The organism is Mesorhizobium sp. M0040, assembly GCF_040323505.1.
Classification (GTDB): Bacteria; Pseudomonadota; Alphaproteobacteria; order Rhizobiales; family Rhizobiaceae; genus Mesorhizobium.
This window is the reverse complement of the sequence record NZ_JAMYVA010000009.1, coordinates 148,995-172,989: the sequence shown is the minus strand read 5'-3', so window position 1 is coordinate 172,989 and position 23,995 is coordinate 148,995. Positions and strand designations below refer to the sequence as shown.

General features: G+C 60.8%; 22 protein-coding genes and 1 pseudogene. 11 read left to right on the top strand and 12 right to left on the bottom strand.

The window, feature by feature from the left end; all coding sequences use genetic code 11:
* Window positions 1-11: 11 nt before the first annotated feature.
* The 6 genes from NKJ91_RS11245 to NKJ91_RS11220 form a co-directional block, all read right to left on the bottom strand.
* Window positions 12-1,343, bottom strand: a complete 1,332-nt coding sequence (locus NKJ91_RS11245) for an NAD(P)/FAD-dependent oxidoreductase (RefSeq protein WP_502903572.1) — start codon at window positions 1,341-1,343, stop codon at window positions 12-14.
* A gap of 29 nt (window positions 1,344-1,372) precedes the next feature.
* Window positions 1,373-2,251, bottom strand: a complete 879-nt coding sequence (locus tag NKJ91_RS11240; protein WP_023678809.1) for an ABC transporter permease — start codon at window positions 2,249-2,251, stop codon at window positions 1,373-1,375.
* A gap of 32 nt (window positions 2,252-2,283) precedes the next feature.
* Window positions 2,284-3,234, bottom strand: a complete 951-nt coding sequence (locus tag NKJ91_RS11235; RefSeq protein WP_352455590.1) for an ABC transporter permease — start codon at window positions 3,232-3,234, stop codon at window positions 2,284-2,286.
* 84 nt (window positions 3,235-3,318) lie between these two features.
* Entirely contained in the window at window positions 3,319-4,989 is a 1,671-nt protein-coding gene (locus tag NKJ91_RS11230) for a peptide ABC transporter substrate-binding protein (RefSeq protein ID WP_352455589.1), read from the bottom strand.
* Window positions 4,990-5,012: 23 nt separating this feature from the next.
* On the bottom strand, window positions 5,013-6,677 hold the full coding sequence (locus NKJ91_RS11225) for an ABC transporter ATP-binding protein (protein WP_352455588.1): 1,665 nt from the start codon (window positions 6,675-6,677) through the stop codon (window positions 5,013-5,015).
* Window positions 6,678-7,108: 431 nt separating this feature from the next.
* Window positions 7,109-7,294, bottom strand: a complete 186-nt coding sequence (locus tag NKJ91_RS11220) for a hypothetical protein (protein ID WP_352455587.1) — start codon at window positions 7,292-7,294, stop codon at window positions 7,109-7,111.
* Between the two features lie 156 nt (window positions 7,295-7,450).
* Between NKJ91_RS11220 and NKJ91_RS11215 the strand changes: the two genes are divergently transcribed.
* The 6 genes from NKJ91_RS11215 to NKJ91_RS11190 all read left to right on the top strand — a co-directional run bounded on the left by NKJ91_RS11215 (window position 7,451) and on the right by NKJ91_RS11190 (window position 11,902).
* Window positions 7,451-8,776 (top strand): NAD(P)/FAD-dependent oxidoreductase, encoded by a 1,326-nt coding sequence (locus NKJ91_RS11215; protein ID WP_352455586.1) that lies wholly within the window; start codon window positions 7,451-7,453, stop codon window positions 8,774-8,776.
* Between the two features lie 84 nt (window positions 8,777-8,860).
* On the top strand, window positions 8,861-9,934 hold the full coding sequence (locus NKJ91_RS11210; protein WP_352455585.1) for a tartrate dehydrogenase: 1,074 nt from the start codon (window positions 8,861-8,863) through the stop codon (window positions 9,932-9,934).
* A 10-nt stretch (window positions 9,935-9,944) separates the two neighbouring features.
* Window positions 9,945-10,421 carry an Lrp/AsnC family transcriptional regulator gene (locus NKJ91_RS11205; protein ID WP_352455584.1) on the top strand — a complete coding sequence of 159 codons (477 nt, stop codon included), beginning with the start codon at window positions 9,945-9,947 and terminating at the stop codon, window positions 10,419-10,421.
* A gap of 303 nt (window positions 10,422-10,724) precedes the next feature.
* Window positions 10,725-11,045, top strand: a complete 321-nt coding sequence (locus NKJ91_RS11200; protein ID WP_352455583.1) for a nucleotidyltransferase domain-containing protein — start codon at window positions 10,725-10,727, stop codon at window positions 11,043-11,045.
* On the top strand, window positions 11,032-11,571 hold the full coding sequence (locus tag NKJ91_RS11195) for a ribonuclease toxin HepT-like protein (RefSeq protein ID WP_352455582.1): 540 nt from the start codon (window positions 11,032-11,034) through the stop codon (window positions 11,569-11,571). Before NKJ91_RS11200 ends, NKJ91_RS11195 begins: the two co-directional genes overlap by 14 nt.
* Window positions 11,525-11,902, top strand: coding sequence for an HVO_A0114 family putative DNA-binding protein (locus tag NKJ91_RS11190; protein WP_352450644.1), 378 nt, complete (start codon window positions 11,525-11,527; stop codon window positions 11,900-11,902). The genes NKJ91_RS11195 and NKJ91_RS11190 overlap by 47 nt, the downstream gene beginning before the upstream one ends.
* A gap of 349 nt (window positions 11,903-12,251) precedes the next feature.
* Here the strand turns inward: NKJ91_RS11190 and NKJ91_RS11185 are convergent, their stop codons facing one another.
* Window positions 12,252-13,628 carry an aspartate aminotransferase family protein gene (locus tag NKJ91_RS11185; protein WP_352455581.1) on the bottom strand — a complete coding sequence of 459 codons (1,377 nt, stop codon included), beginning with the start codon at window positions 13,626-13,628 and terminating at the stop codon, window positions 12,252-12,254.
* Between the two features lie 427 nt (window positions 13,629-14,055).
* On the opposite strand from NKJ91_RS11185, the gene NKJ91_RS11180 reads away from it, so the two are divergent.
* The 3 genes and pseudogenes from NKJ91_RS11180 (at window position 14,056) to NKJ91_RS11170 (ending at window position 17,217) form a co-directional block, all read left to right on the top strand.
* The gene (locus NKJ91_RS11180; RefSeq protein WP_352455580.1) at window positions 14,056-14,745 is read left to right on the top strand and encodes a haloacid dehalogenase type II; all 690 of its coding nucleotides are present in this window, start codon (window positions 14,056-14,058) and stop codon (window positions 14,743-14,745) included.
* Between the two features lie 305 nt (window positions 14,746-15,050).
* On the top strand, window positions 15,051-15,926 hold the full coding sequence (locus NKJ91_RS11175) for an MBL fold metallo-hydrolase (protein WP_352455579.1): 876 nt from the start codon (window positions 15,051-15,053) through the stop codon (window positions 15,924-15,926).
* A gap of 209 nt (window positions 15,927-16,135) precedes the next feature.
* A pseudogene (locus tag NKJ91_RS11170) lies at window positions 16,136-17,217 on the top strand (IS630 family transposase).
* Here NKJ91_RS11170 and NKJ91_RS11165 read toward each other — a convergent pair.
* The 5 genes from NKJ91_RS11165 to argE all read right to left on the bottom strand — a co-directional run bounded on the left by NKJ91_RS11165 (window position 17,214) and on the right by argE (window position 22,358).
* Entirely contained in the window at window positions 17,214-18,689 is a 1,476-nt protein-coding gene (locus tag NKJ91_RS11165; protein ID WP_352455578.1) for an NAD-dependent succinate-semialdehyde dehydrogenase, read from the bottom strand. The pseudogene NKJ91_RS11170 and the gene NKJ91_RS11165 sit on opposite strands and share 4 nt — an antisense overlap.
* Window positions 18,690-18,707: 18 nt before the next feature.
* On the bottom strand, window positions 18,708-19,751 hold the full coding sequence (locus NKJ91_RS11160) for a tartrate dehydrogenase (protein WP_352455577.1): 1,044 nt from the start codon (window positions 19,749-19,751) through the stop codon (window positions 18,708-18,710).
* A 171-nt stretch (window positions 19,752-19,922) separates the two neighbouring features.
* Window positions 19,923-20,279 carry a cupin domain-containing protein gene (locus tag NKJ91_RS11155; RefSeq protein WP_352455576.1) on the bottom strand — a complete coding sequence of 119 codons (357 nt, stop codon included), beginning with the start codon at window positions 20,277-20,279 and terminating at the stop codon, window positions 19,923-19,925.
* A 14-nt stretch (window positions 20,280-20,293) separates the two neighbouring features.
* On the bottom strand, window positions 20,294-21,217 hold the full coding sequence (locus NKJ91_RS11150) for a 2-hydroxyacid dehydrogenase (RefSeq protein WP_352455575.1): 924 nt from the start codon (window positions 21,215-21,217) through the stop codon (window positions 20,294-20,296).
* A gap of 16 nt (window positions 21,218-21,233) precedes the next feature.
* Window positions 21,234-22,358 carry an acetylornithine deacetylase gene (gene argE, locus NKJ91_RS11145; protein ID WP_352455635.1) on the bottom strand — a complete coding sequence of 375 codons (1,125 nt, stop codon included), beginning with the start codon at window positions 22,356-22,358 and terminating at the stop codon, window positions 21,234-21,236.
* Between the two features lie 242 nt (window positions 22,359-22,600).
* Here argE and NKJ91_RS11140 point away from each other — a divergent pair, with 242 nt between their 5' ends.
* The gene (locus NKJ91_RS11140) at window positions 22,601-23,479 is read left to right on the top strand and encodes a GNAT family N-acetyltransferase (protein ID WP_352455574.1); all 879 of its coding nucleotides are present in this window, start codon (window positions 22,601-22,603) and stop codon (window positions 23,477-23,479) included.
* A gap of 66 nt (window positions 23,480-23,545) precedes the next feature.
* On the top strand, window positions 23,546-23,725 hold the full coding sequence (locus NKJ91_RS11135; protein ID WP_352455573.1) for a YdhR family protein: 180 nt from the start codon (window positions 23,546-23,548) through the stop codon (window positions 23,723-23,725).
* The last annotated feature ends 270 nt before the right edge of the window (window positions 23,726-23,995 follow it).

Below are 23,995 nucleotides of genomic sequence, written 5' to 3'. Positions count from 1 at the left end.
GATGTCGGCGACTAGCGTCTGGCGCGCCAGAAGGCGAGACGGTCCTGCAACCGATAGCCCTGGATAATCGCCGGCATGAACCACGGATTGCCACGATAGAGCGGGACGGCCGAAGGCGGTCGAAAGTCGAACGCAGTGCGCGACTGCTCGCCATGCCCCATCAACTTGTGGGCCGCACGCATGCCAATCCATGGCGCCCAGACCACGCCCGAACCGCAGAAGCCAGTTGCATAGACCACGCCGTCCTTCTCGAAGATGCGGGGCAGCATATCTCGGTTCATCGCCACATTGCCGAACCAGCAATGCGAAAGGCGCACGTTCTCCAACTCCGGGAAAAGGTTCACCAGGCCCTTGCGAAGGAGAAGTTTCGGCGCCGCCGGATCGCCGACGCGGGAACTGTCACGGCCCCCCAGCAGGATACGTTTTCCGTCGGGCGAGGGACGATAATAGAAACCGAGTTGCCGGTTCTCGGTGATCGTCATCAGCTTCGGCATCAGTCGCGCCATGACATCGGGCGCAAGTTCTTCGGTGACGATGATCCGGCTGCGGACCGGAACCAGGCGGCGGCGCAGGAAGGGAGCGGCGCCGTCGGTATAGCCGTTGGTACAGACCAGAACCTGCCGTGCATCCACCGTCCCTGCCGAAGTCGCGACGCGGAAGCCCGAACCGTTCCTCTCGATCGACTTGACCACTGTATGCGAATGGACCGTCAACCCGGATGCGAGCGCCACCCGCAGGAGCTCAGCATGGAATTTTGCGGGGTGCAGCCCGCCAATGTCCATCCGAACGGTTCCGCCGCGGTAGAAGTCGGTGCCGATATAATTTCGCTGCTCGGCATGCGGAACCGCGTAGGACTCGATCCCCAGTTTCTTCGCCAGCGTCTCGGCGCCGCGCGCCATCTTCTCATACTGTTCATATCCGAAAGCGCCTTTGAATTGGCCAACCAGTCGGAAGTCGCAGTCGAGCCCTTCGGTCTTGATGAAGTCGTAGAGGAATTCGCGTGCGACCTTGCCCTCGGCCTCGATCGCCATGGCCTTCTCTTCACCGAAGCGCCGGGTGATCGTGGCATGGTCCGGCCGGATGGTCCCGCTCGTAATCCCGCCGTTGCGCGTGGAAGCACCCTCGCCCGGATTCATCGCATCAAAAGCGGCGACCGAGCGTCCCTCGCGCGCCAGCGCAAGCCCGGCCGAAAGCCCGGCATAACCGGCGCCGACAATTGCCACGTCAAGCTTTGTTGCGACTGGCTGCCGCGGCAGCGGCATGACGGGCGCCGCTTCCCACCAGTAGGGTGTGTTCTTGTCGGCGATATGAGGCTCTTGCACGTGGCTGACTTCTCGCTGCATTGCAGGGGTAATCTACGGTCGGTGAAACTTCAGATGTGGTCGTCTCGGACGTCGAGCGCATCACGCAGCCCGTCACCGATGAAATTGAAACTGGTTACCGCGATGGTGATTGCAGCTCCGGGAATGATTGCCAGCCAAGGTGCGCTGCCGAGATATTGCTGGGCACCATTGAGCATGTTGCCCCAGCTGGGCAGTGGCGGCTGGATCCCGTAGCCGAGGAAACTGATGTAGGCTTCCATGAGAATGGCGCGCGCGACCGTCAAGGTGGAAGCGACGATAATCGGCCCCATGGCGTTGGGCAGTATCTCGCGGAACATGATGTGGGTGCCGCTCAATCCCAGCATTCGCCCGGCCAGGACGAACTCGCGTTCGCGTAACGAGCGGACTTCCGCTTCGACTATGCGGGCAACCTCCATCCAACTGGTGAGGGCGATAATGACGGTGATCATCACAGGACTGGGCTTCAGTGCGGCAGCCAGCGCCAGCAGCAGAAAGATCGATGGGAATGACAGGAATCCATCGACCGTGCGCATCAGCGTGGCCCCGACCCAGCCGCCGCGATAGCCGGCAATTACCCCGACCAGGGTGCCGATGAGTGTCGACAAAACCATGGCAAAGAAACCCACCAGCAGCGAGATTCGTCCCGCCATCAAAAGCCTTGCCGCCACGTCGCGGCCAAGCGGATCGGTACCTAGAAAGTGGTAGCCCGTCAGCGGAGGGGCAAAGCGGGCTCGCAGATCGATGTACAGTGAGTCATAAGGCAGGAGATGGGGGCCGAGGACGCAAGCGAGGCTCAGGAAGATGATCATCGCCAACCCGAGCAGCGCCAAGCGATGACGCATGAAACGACGTGCCGCGCGGTTGTTTCTCCATCGGCTTGGAGCTGCATTTGCGGTGAAAGCGGTCATATCGGCTGTCTCCTGTCGGGAAAGTTGCGCGCTCAAGCCAGACGAATGCGCGGATCGACAATAGCGACGACAATGTCGGCGATCAGGTTTCCAAGCAGAACGAGGATGGCGGAGAACATCAGCAGCCCCATCACAACCGGATAGTCGCTGTAACCAAGGCTATCGAGGAACAACCGTCCCATTCCTGGCCAGGTAAAGACGGTTTCGGTCACGAGCGCGCCAGTGAGGACACTGGGAAGCTGCATCCCGGCCAAGGTAATCATCGGCAAAAGTGCGTTGCCGACGACATGCTTCGTCAGAATCCGGCGTTCACTCAACCCCTTGGCCCGAGCCGTCTTGACGAAGTCCTGGCTAATGGCGTCGAGAGTGGCCGTCCGCATGTAGCGGCTCCAGATCGCGATATGGACCAGCGACAGCACGATACTTGGCAGGATCAGATGGTGGAGGTAGCCCAGGATCGAGGCGTCGCCGATCTCGGACATATTACCCGCAGGCAGCCAACCCAACTTCAGGGAAAAGACGTAGATGCCGACGAGTCCGAACCAGAAGGTGGGGACCGACAACGCAACCATGGCCCCGACAGTTGCAAGATAATCGAACAGCGAGTAGCGGCGCGTGGCGCCTCGGATTCCAATCCAGGCGCCAATGGAGATCGCAATTGCGGTTGAGGACCCCATCAGCAGCAGCGTGGCAAAGAGATGGCTGCCGATGACCTCCAATACCGGCGCTCCGTCGCGGAAGGAGTGACCCCAGTCGCCCCGCACCAGCCGCCATGCCCAGTCCAGATATTGGATCCACATGGGTCGATCGAGGCCCAGCAGCCCCTTGAGACGCTCGATATCCTGCTGGGTCATTCCGGGATCGAGCCCGAATTGCGCCAGCGGGCCGCCGGGAAGGAGGTTCAGAATGCCGAAGCCGATGATCGAAACGATCACAAGCAGCACCAGGCTCTGCGAGAGGCGATTGAGCAGGAAGCCGCGCATTCGAGTCCCTCCATTGTGGGTTGATGATTTTAGTCTGTTGCCGCCGCCGCGGCGGAATCGGCGGGGCGGCGGCAACTGCGTGGATTAGGCCTTCCACTGCCAGGCTGCGGCATCCCACGAGGCGGTGCGGGTGTTGGCGTTGGGCTCGAAGCCGTCCAACCCCTTCTTGCGCCCGAGGACGATTGTGTACGCGAACAGCGGCAGGAAGGGCAGATCATGGCGCACCACTTCCTGCACGCGATTATAGATCCCGCGTCGTTCTTCCGGATCGAAGCTGCGAGCGCCCTTTTCGAGCAGGGCATCGACCTCAGGGTTGGAATATTGCCCGGTGTTCGAACCGTGTCCGCCTTGAGCGGCGATTGCCTTCGTATGGAGCCGGTTTGTGGCGTCGGGGTCCGCGGCAATCAGATAGGTGACGCCCACCATGGCGGTGTCGAATTGCGACTTCAGCCAGAACTCGCCCCACATAACTGCAGCCGGCAAATTCGAGATCGTCATCTCGACGCCGATCTCGGCAAACGTCTGCTGCAGGAACTGCTGCGTCTGCTCGCGGAGGTTGTTGCCAGAAGTTGTCGAGTTGGAGAAGGACAGTCGCACCCCATCCTTGGCGCGGATTCCATCCGGCCCCGGCGCCCAGCCGGCCTCATCAAGGATTTGGCGCGCCCGGTCCAGATTGAACTCCTGAACCGGCAGGTTCGGGTCGTAGTAGTAGGACTCCTTCGGCATGAAAGTCTCGGTGAGAGTGCCCACGCCGTAATAGATCGTGTCGACGATCGCTTTCCTATCCAAGGCGGCGTAGAGCGCCTGGCGCACTGCCAACTCCTTGAACTGCGGGCGGCCCAAATTGAGGTAGATCGACTCCAGGGATGACCCAGTCTCAAGTGTCACCACGCGGTCTGCTAGTTCGCGGGCTTCAGTATAATGGTCGGCGGTGATGTACGACTGATCGACCAGGTCCACGTCGCCGCTCTTGAACTGCGTGTAGAGCACCGTCATGTCGGGGATGTATTTGAAGATGAGTTGCTCGACATAGGGGCCTTCGCCGGCGTACTCAGGATTGGCGACGAGCTCGATATGATCGCCCGCAACACGCTGTCCCCATTTGAATGCGCCGGTGCCGACCGGCGCCTGGTTGAACGCGGCTGTGTTCGGATCGGCTTCTTTCCCCAGAATGTGCTTGGGCACGATGAACGTTTCGGCCAAGAACGAAAGATAGGGCGCAAAAGCCTCCTTCATCCGCCATGTGATCTCGGTGGGCGAAACCACTGTGATGTCCTGCACGAGCGAATGGCCGCTCGTGCGCCAAGCGCGAAACTTCGGGTTCGTGATGAGTTCAAGGGTGAATTTCACGTCCTCGGCCGTGAAGGGCTCACCGTCGTGCCAGCGGGCATTGTCACGCAACCGGATGCGCCAGTTGAGACCGTCCTCCGAAATGCCGCCGTTCTTTTGGCTTGGCACCTCGGCTGCGAGGTTTGGATGTAGGCCACCTTGGGGATCCATGCGGACCAGCGCGTCGAAAACCGAGAAATGGACCGCGTCATCGACTTCGATATGCGCCATCAGCGGATTGAACACGGTCGGCTCTTGGGAGAGGCCGACGATGACGCGACCGGCCGGGCCTGCAGGAGGGGTCTTGGCGAAGGCGGGCTTGCCCAACAGATTGGGCGCGATGAGGCCTGCAGCCCCACCTATCGCCATCAGTCGCAGCGCTTCGCGCCTCGAGTAGTTGGACGTAGTCGATGAATTTTTGGTCATGGTAGTTCCTCTCTTGTTATTTCTTATGCGTTTGCTGCTACTGGACGGGCATTGCCCGGCCGCTCTCCTGGAATTGCCGCTACCAGTTGGCGCGTGTAGGCTGCTTGCGGGTTCAGGAATATTTGCGAGGGCGGTCCGCGCTCGACGATCCGGCCCTTCTGCATCACCGCGATTTCGTCGCAGATCTGGCTGGCGACGCGCAGGTCGTGCGTGATGAAGACCATCGACACGCCCGTCTCGCGCTGGATCTGGTCCAGAAGCTGCAGGATCTGCGCCTGGATCGACACGTCGAGTGCGGAGACTGCCTCGTCGGCAATCAACAGCTTCGGCTTGAACATCAGCGCACGAGCGATGCCGATGCGCTGGCGTTGCCCACCCGAGAACTCGTGCGGGTAGCGGCCAAAAGCGCCGGCATCGAGACCGACATGGGCCAGAAGCGCACGCGCTTCATCGCGCGCTTGGACATGAGGCATCCCGTGCGCCATCGGGCCCACCGTCATGATGTGACCGACCGTCGAGCGTGGGTTCAGAGAAGCGAAGGGATCCTGGAAGATCATCTGGATCCGCGGTCGAAGTGGGCGGAACTTCGCTTCGGAAAGCTTGGCTATGTCACAGCCCTCGAACAAGATCCCGCCGCCGTCATTGTCCAGCAGCTTGATCAGCAGCCGGCCCAGCGACGATTTCCCCGAACCGCTCTCGCCTACGACCCCAAGCGTGCGGCCGGGCGCCAGTTCGAACGAAACCTCGTTGACCGCTGTCACAACTCGTTGCGCGCCGAACAGCGCGCTGCCGCCGCGATAGGTCTTCACCAGACCCTCAACCTTCAGGATCGGCTCCTTGCTGGCAGCCTCCGGACGAGGGCGATCTTCGCCGGTCAAATGCGGTACGGCTGCAATCAGGCGCTGGGTATAAGGGTGCTTGGGCGACTTCAGCACCTGTTCGGCGCTGCCCTGTTCGACGACATTGCCCTTTTCCATCACCACGACGCTGTCGGCGATCTCGGCCACCACGCCGAAATCGTGGGTGATGAACATAACGCTCATGCCCTTGCGCCGCTGAATGTCACGGATTAGTTGCAGGATCTGAGCCTGGGTGGTGACGTCGAGCGCGGTGGTTGGTTCATCCGCAATCAGCACCGTCGGCTCGAGCGCCAACGCCATGGCGATCATGACGCGCTGCCGCTGCCCGCCCGAAAGCCGGAAAGGGTACTGGTGATACATGAGTTCGGGATCTGGCAGGCCTACTTCAGTGAGCAGTTCGATTGCGCGGTTTCGACAGATTTGTGGCGTGCCGAAGCCATGCGCGGCCATGACCTCGTCAATCTGCGCGCCCACCGTCATCAGCGGATTGAGCGCCGAGAGCGGGTCCTGAAAGATCATCGACACGACCCGTCCACGCAGGTTGCGCAGCTTGTCGGGCGACATGCCGATGATGTTCATCCCCTCCAGCTGGATTATTCCCGATGAGAGGCGGATCACCTTGGGCAGTAGCCCCATGATCGCGTTCGCCGTGACCGACTTACCCGATCCGGACTCGCCTATGATGCAGAGTATCTGGCCGCGTTTCAGATCGAAGGAAATGTCCTTGACAGCATGGGTCCGTTCCATGCCTTGCGGCAAATTCACCGTGAGGTCGCGCACCGAAAGCGCCACATCGTGGGGGGCTACAGCCTGGATGCTTGCGACCATCGAGATCACCTCCCCTTTCAACCGAGCGCGTCCACCCTGTTGCGGACCGCTTCATCGCCCTTTGAGCAGAAGCGCCTCACCGTAGCGGCCGTAGTCTGGCCTTCTCGGCGCTTCGCGCGCTGAGGCTGCGAGAGACGGGTTCTGCTCATCCTGGCGGCTCCCTTATGAAATCCGGTCCGTGTACCGGACTCTGTTCCCTTTTTCTTGGAGAACTCTCCGAAGGGGCAAGCCTTGCCTGTCGAATGTCCTCTGGAGCCTGCCTGCCATAAGGAAGGGTTGCTCCGCTCTCCAGCCAGTTTGACTGTTCTGTTTCCGCAGAGTCTTCGAAACTTGGCCCTCGCGCGGCAGGAACTTCTGAAAAGAACATCCAGTTCGGCATTTCACTCTGTTCCCGTTTCGACGCGGAAACCGGGATCAGGCAACCATATCCTTCACCCGGCAATACGCGCCCATGAGGAATAGGACCAAGGCTTTCCGGTGTACATCGGCACCATGTCCAGGCTGCCGCCGAGCGGATTGGTGACCGTGCGGCCCATCGCAATGTGGGCAAAGGCGCTGCCGATCATGGTCGACAACTGCGCCGTGTGCCGCCCATGCCGCAGATGACGCGACTGCATGAAGTGTACTCCTGCTTGGCTGGCAGCGAGCTTTTCGCGCAATAATTGCCTGTCCTGGAGGCTGCTAAACGCAGGAAATTCCGTCCAGGCACAAACTCCGCAGCCTGCCTCTGCGGGCGGCAGGTTAGGCTGCTTCAAATTACCGGAGTCCCATCCATGCCCGCGCCGCTCATGCACATCGACTGCAGCCCTTCCCTCCCTCGCGAGGCGGACGTCGTCGTCATCGGCGGCGGCGTGGTGGGCGTGTTCAGCGCATACTATCTGGCGCGCCGCGGCCTCAAGGTCGCCCTGGTCGAGAAGGGGCGCATCGCGGCCGAGCAGTCCAGCCGCAACTGGGGCTGGTGCCGCCAGCAGAACCGCGATGCGCGCGAGTTGCCAATGGCAACCAAGAGCCTCGATCTCTGGGAGAAGGTGGCACAGGAGACCGGCCAAGACACCGGCTTTCGCCGCTGCGGGCTCCTCTATCTCTCACAAGACGAAAATGAGCTGGCAGGCTGGGCGAAGTGGCGCGATTTTGCGAGAACGGTCGGGATCACCACGCACATGCTGAGCGCGGAAGAAGCCACCGAACGGGGCAAAGCGACGGGCCGCAAATGGAAAGGTGGCGTGTTCTCGCCAACTGACGGAACGGCGGATCCTTCCAAGGCAGTGCCGGTTGCCGCGCGCGGCATCATGGCAGCGGGCGGCACCGTACATCAGCACTGCGCGGCGCGCGGGCTCGAGTTGAGCGCCGGCCGGGTGAGCGCTGTGGTGACCGAAGCAGGCCCCATCCAGACAAAGACCGTTGTCATGGCCGGAGGCGCGTGGGCTTCTTCCTTCTGCAACCAGCTCGGTATTCGTTTTCCGCAAGCTGCCGTGCGTTCGTCCATTCTGGCCGTGGCACCCGGCGCAAACAGCCTGCCGGATGCCCTGCATACCGCGCGCGTCTCTCTGACGCGGCGTAGCAACGGTGGATACGCGCTGGCGATCAGCGGGCGGGCGCGTGTCGATCCAACGCCGCAGCAGTTCAGGTTCAGCCGCGAGTTTGTACCTATGTTCGCCCGCCGCTGGCGCAATCTCGCCCCGGGCGCCTTAGAGGGCTGGCGTCAAGGCCATGAAAGCCTGCGCAAATGGGCCCTCGACGACATCACGCCAATGGAACGGAACCGCATTCTCGACCCGAAGCCCGACATGGGACAGATTCGGCTGACATATCGAAGAGCCTGCGAATTGATCCCCGAACTCCAACGCGTCGCGATCTCCGATGTGTGGGCGGGTTATATCGACAGTACACCCGATGGCATTCCCGCCGTCGGCGAAGTGGAGGGGATTCCGGGCTTCATCCTGGCGGCGGGATTCAGCGGTCACGGCTTCGGGATTGGCCCCGGCGCGGGGCATATGATCGCCGACATCATTACAGGCAGCGAGCCTATCGTCGATCCGCGTCCTTATAGGCCCGAGCGCCTGAAGACTGCTGCGTGGGGCAAGGTCGCTGAATTCTGAGAAGACCGTCTTGCCAACATACAATCGATCGCACACGAGATTGAGGTCACGAGGCGGCCAGCACCAAAAAACAGGGAAGTGACGATGCGCGAATATGAGATTGCCGCCATTCCTGCCGACGGGATCGGCCCAGAGGTGATTGCCGCAGGTCTCCAGGCGCTTGAGGCGCTGCAGCAGCGCTGCGGCGACTTCAAGCTCCGCGTCCAGCACTTCGACTGGGGCTCAGACTATTACAAGGCCCACGGTCGGATGATGCCCGAAGATGGGGTGGCGCAACTGAAGCGCTTCGACGCCATCTTCTTTGGCGCGGTGGGCGCCTCCGATCTGCCTCACAACATCACGCTCTGGGGCCTCCGGCTGCCGATCTGCCAAGGCTTTGATCAGTACGCCAACGTGCGGCCGACCAGGATATTGCCTGGGATTGTTTCGCCGCTGGCGGGCGTTGGCCCTGGCGATCTGGATTGGGTGATCGTGCGGGAGAATTCCGAGGGCGAGTATTCGGGCCACGGCGGCCGCGCCCATCGCGGACTCCCCGAGGAGGTCGGAACCGAGGTCGCGATCTTCACGCGCGTCGGCGTCACCCGCATCATGCGCTATGCATTCCGGCTGGCGCAGTCACGGCCGCGAAAGCTCCTGACAGTTGTTACGAAATCCAACGCGCAGCGTCACGGCATGGTAATGTGGGACGAAATCGCAGCCGAGGTGGCGCAGGAATTCCCGGACGTCGCGTGGGACAAGATGCTAGTCGATGCTATGACAGTGCGTATGACGTTGAAACCTCGGAGCCTCGATACGATCGTCGCCACCAATCTTCACGCCGACATATTGTCGGACCTTGCAGGCGCGCTCGCGGGCAGTCTCGGCGTTGCACCGACCGCCAACATTGATCCCGAGCGGCGCTATCCCTCGATGTTCGAGCCAATTCACGGCTCGGCATTCGACATCGCCGGTAAAGGTATTGCCAACCCGGTCGCCACCTTCTGGACCGCTGCCCAGATGCTCGAACATCTGGGCGAGAGCGCAGCGGCGGTGCGGTTGATGAGCGCTGTGGAAGCGGTGACGAGTGAAGGCGTGCTGACGCCGGACGTAGGAGGGACAGCGACCACGCAGGAGGTGACGGACGCCGTCTGTCGGGCGATCCGCGGTTCGAACCTGTGACAGGTTTCCAATGAAGCTCGACAGGATCGACATCAAGATCTTATCCCAACTGCAAAAGAACGGGCGGGTCACGAATGTCGAGCTTGCCGACCTGGTCAACCTTTCGCCGAGCCCTTGCCTGATGCGGGTGAAGAAACTTCAGGCGGAAGGCTTCATCACCGGCTATTCCGCCCAGATCGATGTGTCCAAGCTCGGACAGACTCTAACGATCTTCACCGAAGTCACGCTCAAGCACCATCAACAGAACGACTTCGCGAGATTTCTCACCGCAATTCAGAAAGTCGATTCTGTCATCGAATGCCATCTGGTTTCAGGCGGCTACGACTATCTTGTGAAGTTTGTCACAGCGGGCATCACCGAGTACCAGACGATCATGGAGCGCATGATCGAGTTGGATATCGGAATCGACAAATATTTCAGCTTCGTCGTGCTGAAGTCACCGATCGTGAAATCCCATTTGCCTCTCGACATCATTTTCGACAAATGAGAAAGCTGCTCCGGCTCGGTCCTCAAGCGGCGGCGCTCGTGCCAAGCTCCATCTTGTTGCGCGCGCGGCATTTGTCGAATGACGGTGTCACGATTCGGCGGAGGCCGTCATTGCCACTCGCCTGAACGGCGCTTAGCCTAAAACTTCGACTGCATCTGGACATTTCCAGCGAACGCCTGTTTTCGCCTTGTCCTCGTCAAATGGCTTGAATATATCATACAATGATATATAGGCAGGTAGCACGCACAGCTTGCGGAGTTGCGACAATCGCGCCTCGGGTCACCAAAGGCAACAGGCGAAAAGATGAACAAGATCAAAACTTTGATCCACCGAAGAGCTGACGATCGCCGGAAGACCGCGCAAGCCTGTGTATCGCGTATTCTCCGGAACGCCAAAGCCCGCGGCGTCGATATCTCCGTTGTCGGATCCCTCGCGAAAAACCGTTTCCGCGTCCACTCGGACTTAGATCTGCTGGTGAACGGACGCACTGATCCCGCGCGCCGGGCCATGGTAGAGCGCTTGGTCGCAGACCAGCTTCGGGGAACGAACATTCCTTATGACCTGATCTTTGCCTCAGACGTTTCGGCCGAACGAGTGCAGGAATTGCTTAATGACAGCGTTTAAGCATCCGGCATTCGCAAAACTGTCGCCAAAAATCGACCGCGCTGCGAAGGAACTGCAGCAAATCGAGGAATGTCTGGCGGCTCATCGGAGTGAGCTGTCACGCGGCGAATGGGGCGCGGTCGCAGCAGTTTCGCTGGGAGTCCACGATGTCTACAACGGCATCGAGGACATCCTGCTCAGCCTCTCCAACGACATAGACGGCCTCGTTCCCCAAGGGCCTACCATGCACCAGGACGTGCTCGATCAGATGTCGGCGGAAGTTGCAGGCATCCGGCCGGCTGTGCTCGACCCCGAGCTTTATCAGTCCTTGAGTGAGTTAAAGGGATTCCGTTACCTGGTGAGGCATCGGTACGGTTTTGACCTGAAAACAGACAAGGTGCAGGAAAGCCTCGACAGAGTAAAAGAGGCATTTCCGTCTTTCGTCGAGGCCATTGTTTACTTGGAAAGCACCCTTACTGAGGAAAACACGCACGACAGTGATGGCGGCGGCGACGGCTCAGGCGGCGGGGCATCTGGTGGTCCCTGAACCAATGGCTCAGTCGTGCGCGCCGGAAGAGGTTCTGCGGGCGTTGACCCCTGAGAATTGTCGGCTGGTGGCGCTGATCCATCGGTATCGACCGCAAAGCATCACGGAACTGTGCAGGTTGGCGGCGCGTCCGCAGCCGAACGTATCCCGCTCCTTGGCGGCCCTTGAGCGGGCGGGAATTGTCTCAATGGCGGGCTCCAGGCCGAAGAGACCCGAACTCGCCGTGCAACGAGTCACGATCGACCTCGCTGAGCTTCAGAATGGCCGATGCGAGGTCGACGATTCGTGGAGACAAATCGCCGGACCATCATCTTTGCTGCGCGATGGGTGACAGGGGCAAAAGTCGATAAGTGGGATGCGAAACCGCCGCTGACCAGGTTTGGCAAGTATTGGAGGTGAAGCCTCGGTGACGCCGAGCCGATCGCCAAGCTAGTCCCAAAAGGAGGGCCGGAGGTTTTAGCGGTTTTCATTTGGCCCAGGAAGATATCACGACAGGCGCGTCCTGCCTGTAAGCGGGTTTCGCCGGAAATCTTGGGCCGGGCCACATGGCGTTGAATGTCGTTCTCGGAGCCGTTCGTATAGCGGAGAAAGAAGCGTCCGGCCTGATACTTAGGCCGGGAAACATGCGAAAGACCCGGACGGCGTGAGTTTAGCCCTGGTCGATGCAATGCGCCCGCTGATCAGCCCTTCATCGCTGCCCGCACATCCTTGTCTTCGAGGGTTTGGTCCAGCGTCATCCGCGTGCGTTCGAGGATTCCATCAATATCGTCGTCCGTGCAGCAGAGCGGCGGCGCATAGCCGAGAATGCCGCTGTTGAAGGCACGGATGACAAGGCCGTTCGCCCACGCGCGCTCGAAGATGCGGCGCCCCGGATCGGCCGCCACCGGCAGCGGCGTCTTGCGTGCCTTGTCGGTGACCAACTCGATTGCTGCCAGCATGCCGCGACCGCGAATGTCGCCCACCAGCGGGTGGTCGGCGAGCGAGCGAAGGCCTTCCATCAGGCGCTTGCCCGCCTTGCGCCCATTCTCGAGCAAGCCATCTTCATAAAGACGCAGGCATTCGAGCCCGACCGCCGCGCTCACGGGATGGGCCGAATAAGTATAGCCATGGCCGACAGCCGCTTTGCCGGCTCCGTCCGCGATCGTATTGTACACCTGGGCCGACATAAAAACGGCGCCCATCGGCACGTAGCCCGAGGTCAGTCCCTTCGCCGTGGTCATGAAATCCGGCACGACCTCGTCTTCCTCACACGCGAAGAGGGGGCCGGTACGGCCAAAGGCAGTGATGACTTCGTCGGCAACGAACAGAATGTCGTGTTCCTTGCACACGGCGTGCAGAGCCTTCAGCCAACCTGTCGGTGGAACGAGGACACCGCCCGAACCCTGGATGGGCTCGGCGTAGAAGGCCGCGACGCGGCCGGCGCCGAGTTCCGCGATTTTGGCCCGCAGCGCCGCGACCGATGCATCGATGATCGCCTGCGGGTCAGAACCAACCGGATTGCGATAGGCGTAGTGCGAAGGAATCTTGTGCTGCCAGTCGTATGGCACGCCGAAACCGGCGTGGAAAGCCGGGATCGCGGTCAGACCTGACCCTGCCGTCGAGGATCCATGGTAGCCATACTCGACCGAGATGAACTGGTCCTTTTGCGGCGTACCCTTGGCATGGTGGTAATAGCGAATGAAGCGGATCGTACTGTCGACTGCGTCGGAGCCGCCAAGCGTGAAATAGACATGGTTCAAATCGCCGGGCGCCAGTTCGGCAAGCCTGGCAGCAAGGCGAATGGCAGGCTCGGATCCCAGCCCGAAATATCCCGTCGCATAGGGAAGCTCTCTTAGCTGCTTTGCGGCTGCTTCAACGACGCTTTCCTGGCCGTATCCGATGTTGACGCACCATAGACCGGCGAATCCGTCCAGCAGGGTTTTCCCGCTTGCATCGGTCACGGTTGCGCCCTTGGCGGATTTGAGCACCCGCACGCCCGTGTCCTCGTGGCTCCGATAGCATGAAAACGGGTGAACCAGATGTGCGCGATCGAGTTCGATCAGTGAGTTTGCCAGCATTTCTTCCTCCGATTCAGCGCAGGGCCCGACTGACGAGAGCATAAGTCCGGTGTGGTGTGGTTTCGTCCTTCAGCTCGTTTTCCAGCGTGATCTGCTGCGCGGTCATGGTTCATTCCGGGCCTGAATTCTCTAGGTCCAAGATAGGCTGCCGCGGGCAGCAGTTCCTCCCGACCAGAACCTGAGCGATAGGCGTTTTGACTTTCCTTTGCCGCTGACACCGCATCTTATGCCACGCACGGCTGAGAGATCGCGCGCCCGCCGAAGCTCGAAACGAACTCAGGCGCAACTCTCTGCCAAAGCTCTCACGCAATACAAAACAATCTGCTTCAGGGCGCATCGAATGCGGCGACTAGTCTTCTCCGGTCCTCATTATGATCCTTGCTGTTAAAGGCACGCAGTGCCGACAGGATTGGAAGGATCGACGCTCATGACCCAGTTCAGACCGAAATACATCACCTTCGACTGCTACGGCACACTGACCAACTTCGACATGGCCGGCGCGGCGAGACGCGTATATGGTGCCCAGCTCTCCCCAGTTGGGATGGCGCAGTTCATCAAGGATTTCTCGGCCTATCGCCTCGATGAGGTCCTTGGCGCCTGGAAGCCGTACAGCGAGGTCGTGCACAATTCCGTGGAACGGACCTGCAAGCGCAACGGCGTCGCATTCCGGCCCGAGGATGCCCAGCGCATCTATGCGGAAGTGCCGACATGGGGTCCGCACCCGGATGTCCCGGTGGGCCTGGCCAAGGTCGCCAAGGAGATTCCGCTGGTGATCCTGTCGAACTCCATGAAGAGCCTGATCATGTCGAACGTGGAGAAACTCGGCGCACCCTTCCACATGGTCATCACGGCCGAAGAGACGGGCGCCTACAAGCCGCAGATGAAGGGCTTCGAATATATGTTCGAGAAGCTCGGCTGCGGCCCGGAGGACATTACGCACGTGTCGTCCTCATTTCGCTACGATCTCATGACCGCCTGTGATCTCGGTATCAAGAGCAAGGTCTGGGTGAACCGCGGCCACGAGCCTGCGAACCCCTTCTACGAATATACCGAAATCAAGGATATCGGCGGTCTGGCCGGCGCCGTCGGACTGGAGCCCGTTCGGGAATTCGCCTGAACGTTTGTTTGCTGGCGCAGTCGCACCAGACTGAGGCGCTCCCAAAACGCTAATGCTCACTGGTCGCAATAGAGAAGGGACGGTTTTCACGCCCCCTTCTTTGTTGTTCCAACGCTTTAGGGGCTGCAAGTGTTTCCACCTGCTTGCAAGATAACTAGTGGTTAAGATCTAACGATTGGTACCCGATCGTAAGCGCGGCCACATCGCGAGCGCCTCCGTCTTCCTATCGGAAGAAATGTCTGACGCCATCTTGCCGCAAATGTTATCTCTAGCGATCCGTCCTCGATCGAAGAAGGATCGCATCAATGGACGATTGGAGAATCGGGAATATCTGGGTAACCAGAATTCTGGAGATGTGCGACCCTCTGGGGACGCCGTCGGAATGGTTCCCCGACTGCACCGACGAAGCACTCGAACCGCATCTTCATTGGCTCACGCCCCGATTGATATCGCCGGCAACCGGCCGGCTTATTCTTCCCATCCAGAGTTTTCTGGTTCGTACCGGCCACCACACCATTCTGGTCGACAGTTGCGTCGGCAACGACAAGACGTGCGCATACTTCCCGCATTGGCATCGCCGCAATGACGGCACCTTTTTGGCGCGCTTGGCGAATGCAGGTGTTGCTCCCGAGCAGATCGACTATGTGCTGTGCACCCATCTTCATATCGACCATTGCGGCTGGAACACACGATTGGTGGACGGGCGTTGGATACCGACATTCCCGAACGCCCGCTACATCATGGCGCGGCGCGAGTTCGAGGCCGCACAGGCCGCCTCCGGCGATGCCGACGAACGGACCTATCAGGACAATGTGCTGCCAATCGTCGAGGCTGGTCGGGCTGTGCTTGTCGATATGGATTATGAACTCGATGGCGAAGTGTGGCTGGAGCCGACGCCGGGCCACACCCCGGGGCACGTAGCCATCGGCCTGAGATCTCGAGGCGTAGGGGCAGTGTTTTCCGGCGATCTCATGCATTGGCCGATGCAATGCCTATACCCCGACTGGAGCTTTCGGTACGACACGGACCCTGACCAGGCACGTCGGACGCGGTGGGCATTCCTGGAGGCTTGCTCGGACAATGGACGTATCGTCATGACATCGCATTTTCCCTTGCCGTCGGTGGGAACAATCTCGCGACGCCAGTCATCATTCTGGTTCGAGGATCATCAGCCGCCGTAATCGCCGAGGACGCCGACCACGCGAACCCGAACGGCGGGGGCGATCGCGCTCGGCATGTCCGGCGCGCGGATCGCCGGGAGGGCCGCGCTGGAGGCTTAGCAAATGCAAGGCTGGCTCGCGCTCACCACGATGTGCATCGGCGTCGGACAGGGCGTGACATAAGAGTGGGGTGGGATTCCTTTTCACGAGTGCGCATGCGAGTCTGTTGCATCCGCGCAGGAATATCGTTCACCGTTTCGCCAACCGATCGCCAGCGACTGACGGCGCTCATCCGGGATCGCAATACGCCGCAGAAGCATGTCTGGCGCGCCGAGATCATCCTGCTGAGCGTCAACGGCACCGGCACCGTCGAGATCATGCGGCAAACCGGCAAATCGAAGACCTGCGTGTGGCGCTGGCAGGAGCGCTTCGCCACTGAAGGCTTCGAGGGGCTGTTGCGCGACAAGACGCGGCCCTCTCGCGCATTCCGCCTCTCGGACCCGAGGTGGCCGAGCGCGTGGTGGCGCTGACGCTTGCCAAGCTGCCGGGCGAGACGACGCACTGGACCGCCGACATGATGGCGCAAGCGGCTGGCATCAGCGCAAGCGCTGTGCGTCGCATCTGGAAGGCGCACGGGCTGCAGCTCAACCGCTGGCGCCAGTTCAAGCTCTCCAACGATCCCCAGTTCGTCAACAAGCTGCGCGACGTCGTCGGCCTCTATGTCGATCCGCCGGCTCACGCCATCGTGCTGTCGGTCGACGAGAAGAGCCAGATCCAGGCGCTCGACCGCACCCAGCCCGGCCTGCCTATGAAGAAGGGAAGGCTCGGCACCATGACCCACGACTACAAGCGGCATGGCACGATCACCCTGTTTGCCGCCTCAACGTGCTCGACGGCACCGTTATCGGCAAGAACATGCAGCGGCATCGCCATCAGGAGTTCATCCGCTTCCTCAACGCCATCGAGGCGCAAATGCCGGCCAGCAAGGCCGTCCACGTCGTCCTCGATAACTACGCCGCCCACAAGCACCCCAAGATGCGCGCTTGGCTCGACCGCCATCAGCGCTTCACCTTCCACTTCACGCCGACGTCGTGCTCGTGGCTCAACGCGGGAGAGGGTTTCTTCGCCAAGTTGTCAAAGCGTCGCCTCAAGCGCGGCGTCTTCCATTCCGTTGTCGACCTCCAAGCGGCAATCAACCGCTTCCTCGCAGAGCACAACCAGCAACCCAAACCCTTCTCTTGGATCGCCGGACCCCGACAAGATCATTGCCGCCGTCAAACGCGGGCACCAAGCGTTAGATTCCATCCACTAGTTAAGCCCGCCAACATGAAGCGCCTTGACCTCGAGATATTCCTCGATGCCGAGCTGCGATCCTTCGCGCCCCACTCCGGACTGCTTGACACCGCCGAAAGGCGCAACCTCGGTCGAGATCATGCCTGTGTTGAGCCCGACCATACCGAACTCCAGCGCCTCGGCAACACGCCATGAACGCTTGAGGTTGTCGGTGTAGAAGTAGGCGGCAAGGCCGAACGGCGTACCGTTCGCAATGGCGATGACCTCTTCCTCCGTCTCGAAGCGAAAAAGCGGCGCCACCGGACCGAACGTCTCTTCCGATGCCAGGAGCATCCCCGTAGTAGCTTCTCCCAGCACGACGGGCCGTGCATATTGCTTACCCTCCGGCATCGTCTCGCTTTGGGCGATGATCTGCGCACCTTTCGCCCGTGCATCCGCGATGTGACGCTCGATCTTGTCGATCGCGGCCGCGTTGATCATCGGGCCGATCTCAGTGCCCTCGTCGGTCCCTGCGCCAACCTTCATCCGCGTGACGCGCTGGCTCAGCTTTTCGGCGAACGCGTCGTAAACGCCTTCCTGCACAAGAATCCGGTTCGCGCAGACGCAGGTTTGACCGCCATTGCGGAACTTGGATGCGATCACCCCTTCAACTGCCTTATCCAGATCGGCGTCGTCAAAGACGATAAAGGGTGCGTTGCCGCCAAGCTCCAGGCTCAGCCGCTTGATACTATCGGCCGCACCACGCATGAGCAGCGCACCGACCCGGGTCGAACCGGTGAACGAGATCTTCCGCACCGTCTGATTGGCCATCAGTTCGTTGCCGATTTCGACGGGCATGCCCGTCACAATGTTGATCACGCCTGCAGGGATACCTGCCCGTTCCGCCAGAACGCCGAGCGCCAGCGCCGAGAATGGCGTAAATTCCGACGGCTTGATGACAACCGTACAACCTGCGGCCAGCGCCGGTGCTACTTTGCGTGCGATCATCGCGTTGGGGAAATTCCACGGCGTGATGATGGCGCAGACGCCGACGGGTTCTTTCAGCACCAGAATGCGGCGATCGGCCGTGGGTGACGGAATGGTCGAGCCACCGATCCGGCGCGCCTCCTCCGCAAACCATTTCACAAAAGATGCGCCGTAGCGGATTTCCGCCACCGCCTCGGCAAGCGGCTTGCCCTGTTCCAGCGTCAGCAGGAGCGCGAGATCCTGTTCGTGCTGGCGAATGAGGTCGTGCCAGCGCTCCAGAAGTCCTGCACGCTCGGCATGGATCTTCTTCTTCCAGCTTTTGAAGGCCTCAGCCGCGGCAGCGATTGCCGCTCTCGTCTCGTTCTCGCCCATTGCGGGAACGGTGCCGAGAACACTTTGGCTGGCAGGGTCAATGACATCGACCACGCCCTTCGTTTCGCCATCCCGCCAGACACCGCCAATCAGCGCCTGCTGGCGGAAAAGGTCGGAATCGTTGAACATGCCAATCTTCGTCATCGCATTCATGGTCTTTCCTCTGCTCTTTCAGCTCAATCGTGCCAGCACGGCCTGCGTGATTGTTTCAGTCCTGTCCTTGCCCGCGATCGTGCCAATCCCCCGCGCGGTTGCGGACTCGATTGCCGACATCACTTCGGCCGCAGCCTGCCCCTCGCCCAGATGCTCGAGCATCATCGCACCGGACCAGATCGCGGCGATCGGATTGGCGACACCGAGATGCGCGATGTCGGGCGCCGAACCGTGGACCGGCTCGAACATGGAAGGCGCGCTGCGATCGGGATTGATATTGGCGGAGGCGGCGTAACCCAGCCCGCCCTGAATGGCCGCTCCAATATCCGTGAGGATGTCGCCGAAAAGGTTCGATGCGACGATTACGTCGAGGCTTTCCGGCGCCTGGACCATGCGGGCGGCAATGGCGTCGATGTGGTAGTGCGAGACCTCCACATCGGCATAGTCTTTTGCCAACTCGCGCGTGACCTCATCCCAGAAAACCATGGTGTGTTTCTGCGCGTTGGATTTGGTGACAGATGCGAGCTTCCTGCGACGCACCCGCGCCTGTTCGAAACCGAAACGGATGATCCGTTCGACACCCGTACGCGTGAAGATCGCAGTCTCAACCGCGACCTCATCGGCCGTGCCGGAATGAACGCGCCCACCGGCGCCGGAATATTCGCCTTCCGTATTCTCGCGGATGCACAGGATATCGAAGCCATCGGAGCGGAGCGGCCCCTGAACGCCCGGCAACAGCCGGTGCGGTCGTATGTTGGCGTACTGCGTGAACCCTTTCCGGATCGGCAGGAGCAGTCCGTGAAGCGATACTGAGTCGGGCACTTCCGCGGACCAGCCCACAGCGCCGAGATAGATAGCATCGAATTTTCGAAGTGTCTCGATGCCGTCTGACGGCATCATTGCACCGGTCTCCAGGTAGTGGGCGCACGACCACGGGAATCTTGTGTCATCAAGGGCGAAACCGCCCCGCTTAGCCGCCGCCTGCAGCACCTGCCATGCCGCCTGCGTGACGTCCTTGCCGATGCCGTCGCCGGGGATGAGCGCTATCTTGTAGGTCTTCATTGATGGAGGTCCTCATTCGCACTAACGTCATCGGAAGAATAGTCGACCGCCTGCCGCATTTTCCGTCGAGGATGAGCCGTGTGACGGCGTCGAATCGCGTCAGGCGGAACTTGAAAAGCCGATTGTTCTGAAGCCTCCGCGCGCTATTCGGCGGGACTTTGAGCGCTGAACTCAGTCGTAAACGCAGACGTAGATCTTGCGCACGGTCTCGATAGTGCGCCAGACGCCGACGAAACCAGGCTTCATCACGAAACTGTCGCCGGCGCGGTAGGTCTTGGTCTCACCGCCCTTCTCTTTGATTTCGACGAGACCCGAAACTATGTGGCAGAACTCGTAGATAGTGCCCTTGATCGAATGCGTCTCGCCGGGCGTCGCCTCCCAGACACCGGTGAGCACCTTTTCGCCCTTCGAGGCATCCTGCGCCCAGGTCTTGAAGGATGGATTGCCGGAAATGAGCCGCTCCGGAGCCGGTAGTGCCTCCTTCGGCGCGAAGTCTGGAACTGTGTCGATCGTGATCAGAAGTGACATGTGATGTTTCCTGGTTAGTAGCCGAGTGTCCGATCGACGAGGCCGATCAGTTCTTCTCCGGCGCGGTGGCGCCGGATGTTGTCAACGACGGATTGTGCCGCCGTATGCGGTTGCGTCACCGAGGCGATGTGCGGCGTTATCATCACCTTCGGATGCGACCACAGCGGATGGTCTTCCGGGAGCGGTTCTGGATCGGTGACATCAAGCATCGCCGCAGATACGTGACCGGTGTCGAGCGCGTTGATCAGCGCGGCCTGGTCCAGTTGCGGACCCCTGCCGACATGCAGCAGCTGCGCCCCGACGGGCAGTAAGTCGAAGAACTCTGCATCGAGCATGCCGTGCGTTTGTTCCGTGAGCGGAAGCAGGCAGACGAGAATATCCGTTTGCTTCAGAAAGCCCGCGAGTTGGTCCGTGCCGTGAAAACAGGCGACGTCCTCGATCCGCTTTTCGCTGCGGCTCCAGCCGGCAAGCGGAAACCGGAAGGGCTTCAAGCGCTCGATAGCCGCCTGCGCCAGCATCCCAAGGCCGAGGAAGCCAACCCGGCGTTCGGCCGCCTGTCGAGCGGCAATCGGTTGCCAGAGGCATCTTTTCTGCTGCTCGAGATAGGCGGGCATCTCCCGGTGGAGCGCCAACACGCCGAGCGCGACGTATTCCTGCATCATGCGTATGATGCCGTCCTCGACCATGCGCACGAGCTTCACATGGCTTGGCACCACGTCCTGCTTGAACTGGTCGACGCCCGCTCCGATGGAAAACAGCACTTCCAGATTGTGGTAGCGCGAGATCTCGTCCGGCACCGTCCAGGTGATGAGATAGCGCACCTTCTCCGGCTCCATCTCGTCCCCGGAATGGACGAATTCCAGATCCGGGAGCTGGCGCGCAAAGGTCTCGCGGAAGACCGCAGCACGCGCCGTATCGGAATTGAAAAGAAACGCCATGGTGACCGCCCTTCCTTCAGGCCGCAAGACGCGCGCCGAGCCCCTCGATCATCTTCCGGCAAGCGGCGAGTTCACCAATCTCGATATATTCGTCGGTACGATGGGCACGGCCGATGTCGCCGGGTCCGCAAACGACCGCATCGATGCCGGCCTGCTGATAAAGTCCGGCCTCCGTGCCGTAACTCACAGCTGTCAGCGGCTCCTGCCCCGTCAGCTCCGTCAGAACGGCCGCTAGCGCGCTCCCGTTGGCGGGCGCAAGGGCGGGATAGGTGCTCAACTCGTGCCACGTCACATCGAAGCCGCTGTCTCGCAGGGCGAAAAGCCGGGCCTTGACCGGCTCAAGCAGGGAGGCTGGAGAAACGCCGGGCACGGCACGCGCCTCGATATCGGCTGTGCAGTGGCCAGGGATGATGTTGACCGCCTGTCCACCGGCGATGACGCCCACCTGCAAGGAAGAATAAGGGGGCTCGAAATTTTGATCGAGCGGCCCGTCGGCGAGGGATCGGCCGTAGGCCACGGCGTGCGCGATGACGCCGGCCATGGCATGCACGGCATTGAGTCCGAGATCGGGGCGTGAGGAATGGCCGGATCGCCCGATCACCTCGAGTCGCGCGGCGGCCTTCCCCTTGTGCGCGCGCACAGGCTGCATCCGGCTCGGCTCACCGACAATCGCGCCAAGCGGCCTCTCGCATAAGCTCGGCAACGCGGCTAGGAGATGCGGCACACCACGGCACCCCGCCTCTTCGTCATATGAGAATGCGAGGTGAACTGGCTGCCGCAGGTTCATCGCCGCAAGTCCTGGGAGCGCCGCTAATGCGCAGGCGAGGAAGCCCTTCATGTCGGAGGTGCCGCGGCCGTAAAGCCTGCCGCTCTCGCGGCGCAGAACGAACGGGTCCGAGCTCCATTCCGGCTCGCTGGCCGGGACGACATCCATATGCCCGGAGATGATGTAGCCCCGACCCTGGCGCGGGCCGATCGTGAGGAAAAGGTTGGACCGGTCGCCCTCGGGACCGGGGAGAACCGTCACCTCGGCTCCGGCTGCCTGACAGTAGTCGCGGATCCAATCGACGATCGCGCCGTTTGGCGTGCCCACAACAGAGGGAAATGCAACCAGGGTCGCGAGGATTTCTTCCACGTTCATGGCGGTCCGCTCTGCTTGCACACTATCACCGGGTGCAACCAGCCTATCCGCGGGCAGCAGTGTTCCCTGCCGAATTGCGTCGTGCTTTGGCCGAAGATTGCGAAAAAGCACCTCGAACCAGCGAAACCTGCTGGCTTTCCCGTATAATGCTGCGGCAAAAGAGGTATGTCGCGACATGGCGATCGATGACAGGATCAACACCGCGTGCCTTGCGCATTCGTTGAAGGAGCGGATCGATTGAGATGCAGAGATCAGTACGCCTGAAATCCTTCGAACTGGTCGCGCGGGACATTGATGATGTCGACGTCAAGCTACTGCACGCGCTGTCGATCTCAGTCCGCTGGCCTCACCGGCCGAAGGATTGGGACTTTCTGCGCCGTGCCGGACGCGGCATTGTTGCCGTTGATGGTATTGGACGCGTTTTCGGGAGCGCGATGTGGTTTCCCCACGGGGACGACTTTGCCACCATTGGCCTGGTGATCACAACGCCGCGCACACAAACGCAAGGAGGCGGCCGATGGCTCATGGACCTAGTCCTTGAGCAGTGCGGCGATCGCAATTTGGCACTCAACGCGACCCATGCTGCCTACCCCCTCTACGTTTCACTCGGCTTCACGACCGAGGCGATCGTATACCAGCGCCAGGGGGAGGTCCCACAAACACTCCCGGCTATGCCGGCCTTGAACGGTGAATTGCAGGCGCTGTCGAGCGACAGACTTAAGGACATCACGCCGCTGGATACGCGCGCGTTAGGGATAAACCGCGAGAGGCTGCTCGCGTTGCTCGCAGTGGATGCCTCAATCTGCACTTTGAGCCGCGGCGGCGAAATCGTCGGCTATTCCATGTGTCGCGAGTTCGGTCGTGGTCACGTGATCGGCCCCATGGTCGCGCGAAACGATCTCGACGCGGTCCATCTTACAGCCCTGCATCTGAAGGAACTGGCAGGACGATTCGCCCGCGTCGACACCCGCGAGAAGGATGGCGTGTTTGCCGCGTTTCTCCAGCAGAGCGGCCTCGGCATTGCCGAGACCGTTACGACCATGTCCAAAGGGCGCCGCTTCCTGAACCGGCAAGACAATGGGCCTTGGGTCTATGGATTGGCCGGCCACGCCTTGAGCTGAATGCAAGCATACTGTCGCCTTCAACCAGCCGTCAGAGAATCAATGAGCCCGGGCTAATCTGGAAGTGTGGACCGAGGCGCCCGATCGAGATGTCGCGGGCGGGTCTATTTGTTCGACAGCGTCGAGCACGCGCAAGCGTATACCGAGAAACATTCCGCGCACCTGAACTGTTTCGGTATCGCCGATATCGGCGTTCGCTCGTACGCTGTCAACGAACGGCTGTCGATGGCCACCCGTGGACGATAAGCCGATAGATATGTAATAATTTGGTGGGCCCGGAGGATGTGCCGAAAGGTTGATTTGTTGGGTTTTTGGAGGCCACAATCAGAAAGCTTCCCGTATTGTTCCGCACGATCCCGCAGCTGATTATGGTCAGCCGTCTTTGCTATGGATCAATGAATGCCCAGTTCATACCGGTAGGCTTGCGGGGATCAGCCGAACAGTTGCCTGGAAGAGAGAGAGTGTGTGTGGGGGCACAGGCGAGGACGACTACCATTGGCCAACGTCACTGACTGA

Bases quoted from the DNA above. Each gene is read 5' to 3' on its own strand.
- argE (WP_352455635.1), bottom strand. From the start codon at position 22,358: ATGAACGTGGAAGAAATCCTCGCGACCCTGGTTGCATTTCCCTCTGTT.
- NKJ91_RS11175 (WP_352455579.1), top strand. From the start codon at position 15,051: ATGGACGATTGGAGAATCGGGAATATCTGGGTAACCAGAATTCTGGAG.
- NKJ91_RS11230 (WP_352455589.1), bottom strand. From the start codon at position 4,989: ATGACCAAAAATTCATCGACTACGTCCAACTACTCGAGGCGCGAAGCG.
- NKJ91_RS11240 (WP_023678809.1), bottom strand. From the start codon at position 2,251: ATGACCGCTTTCACCGCAAATGCAGCTCCAAGCCGATGGAGAAACAAC.
- NKJ91_RS11140 (WP_352455574.1), top strand. From the start codon at position 22,601: ATGCAGAGATCAGTACGCCTGAAATCCTTCGAACTGGTCGCGCGGGAC.
- NKJ91_RS11205 (WP_352455584.1), top strand. From the start codon at position 9,945: ATGAAGCTCGACAGGATCGACATCAAGATCTTATCCCAACTGCAAAAG.
- NKJ91_RS11200 (WP_352455583.1), top strand. From the start codon at position 10,725: ATGAACAAGATCAAAACTTTGATCCACCGAAGAGCTGACGATCGCCGG.
- NKJ91_RS11195 (WP_352455582.1), top strand. From the start codon at position 11,032: ATGACAGCGTTTAAGCATCCGGCATTCGCAAAACTGTCGCCAAAAATC.
- NKJ91_RS11220 (WP_352455587.1), bottom strand. From the start codon at position 7,294: ATGCAGTCGCGTCATCTGCGGCATGGGCGGCACACGGCGCAGTTGTCG.
- NKJ91_RS11235 (WP_352455590.1), bottom strand. From the start codon at position 3,234: ATGCGCGGCTTCCTGCTCAATCGCCTCTCGCAGAGCCTGGTGCTGCTT.
- NKJ91_RS11155 (WP_352455576.1), bottom strand. From the start codon at position 20,279: ATGTCACTTCTGATCACGATCGACACAGTTCCAGACTTCGCGCCGAAG.
- NKJ91_RS11185 (WP_352455581.1), bottom strand. From the start codon at position 13,628: ATGCTGGCAAACTCACTGATCGAACTCGATCGCGCACATCTGGTTCAC.
- NKJ91_RS11165 (WP_352455578.1), bottom strand. From the start codon at position 18,689: ATGAATGCGATGACGAAGATTGGCATGTTCAACGATTCCGACCTTTTC.
- NKJ91_RS11225 (WP_352455588.1), bottom strand. From the start codon at position 6,677: ATGGTCGCAAGCATCCAGGCTGTAGCCCCCCACGATGTGGCGCTTTCG.
- NKJ91_RS11150 (WP_352455575.1), bottom strand. From the start codon at position 21,217: ATGGCGTTTCTTTTCAATTCCGATACGGCGCGTGCTGCGGTCTTCCGC.
- NKJ91_RS11210 (WP_352455585.1), top strand. From the start codon at position 8,861: ATGCGCGAATATGAGATTGCCGCCATTCCTGCCGACGGGATCGGCCCA.
- NKJ91_RS11180 (WP_352455580.1), top strand. From the start codon at position 14,056: ATGACCCAGTTCAGACCGAAATACATCACCTTCGACTGCTACGGCACA.
- NKJ91_RS11215 (WP_352455586.1), top strand. From the start codon at position 7,451: ATGCCCGCGCCGCTCATGCACATCGACTGCAGCCCTTCCCTCCCTCGC.
- NKJ91_RS11160 (WP_352455577.1), bottom strand. From the start codon at position 19,751: ATGAAGACCTACAAGATAGCGCTCATCCCCGGCGACGGCATCGGCAAG.
- NKJ91_RS11245 (WP_502903572.1), bottom strand. From the start codon at position 1,343: ATGCAGCGAGAAGTCAGCCACGTGCAAGAGCCTCATATCGCCGACAAG.
- NKJ91_RS11190 (WP_352450644.1), top strand. From the start codon at position 11,525: ATGGCGGCGGCGACGGCTCAGGCGGCGGGGCATCTGGTGGTCCCTGAA.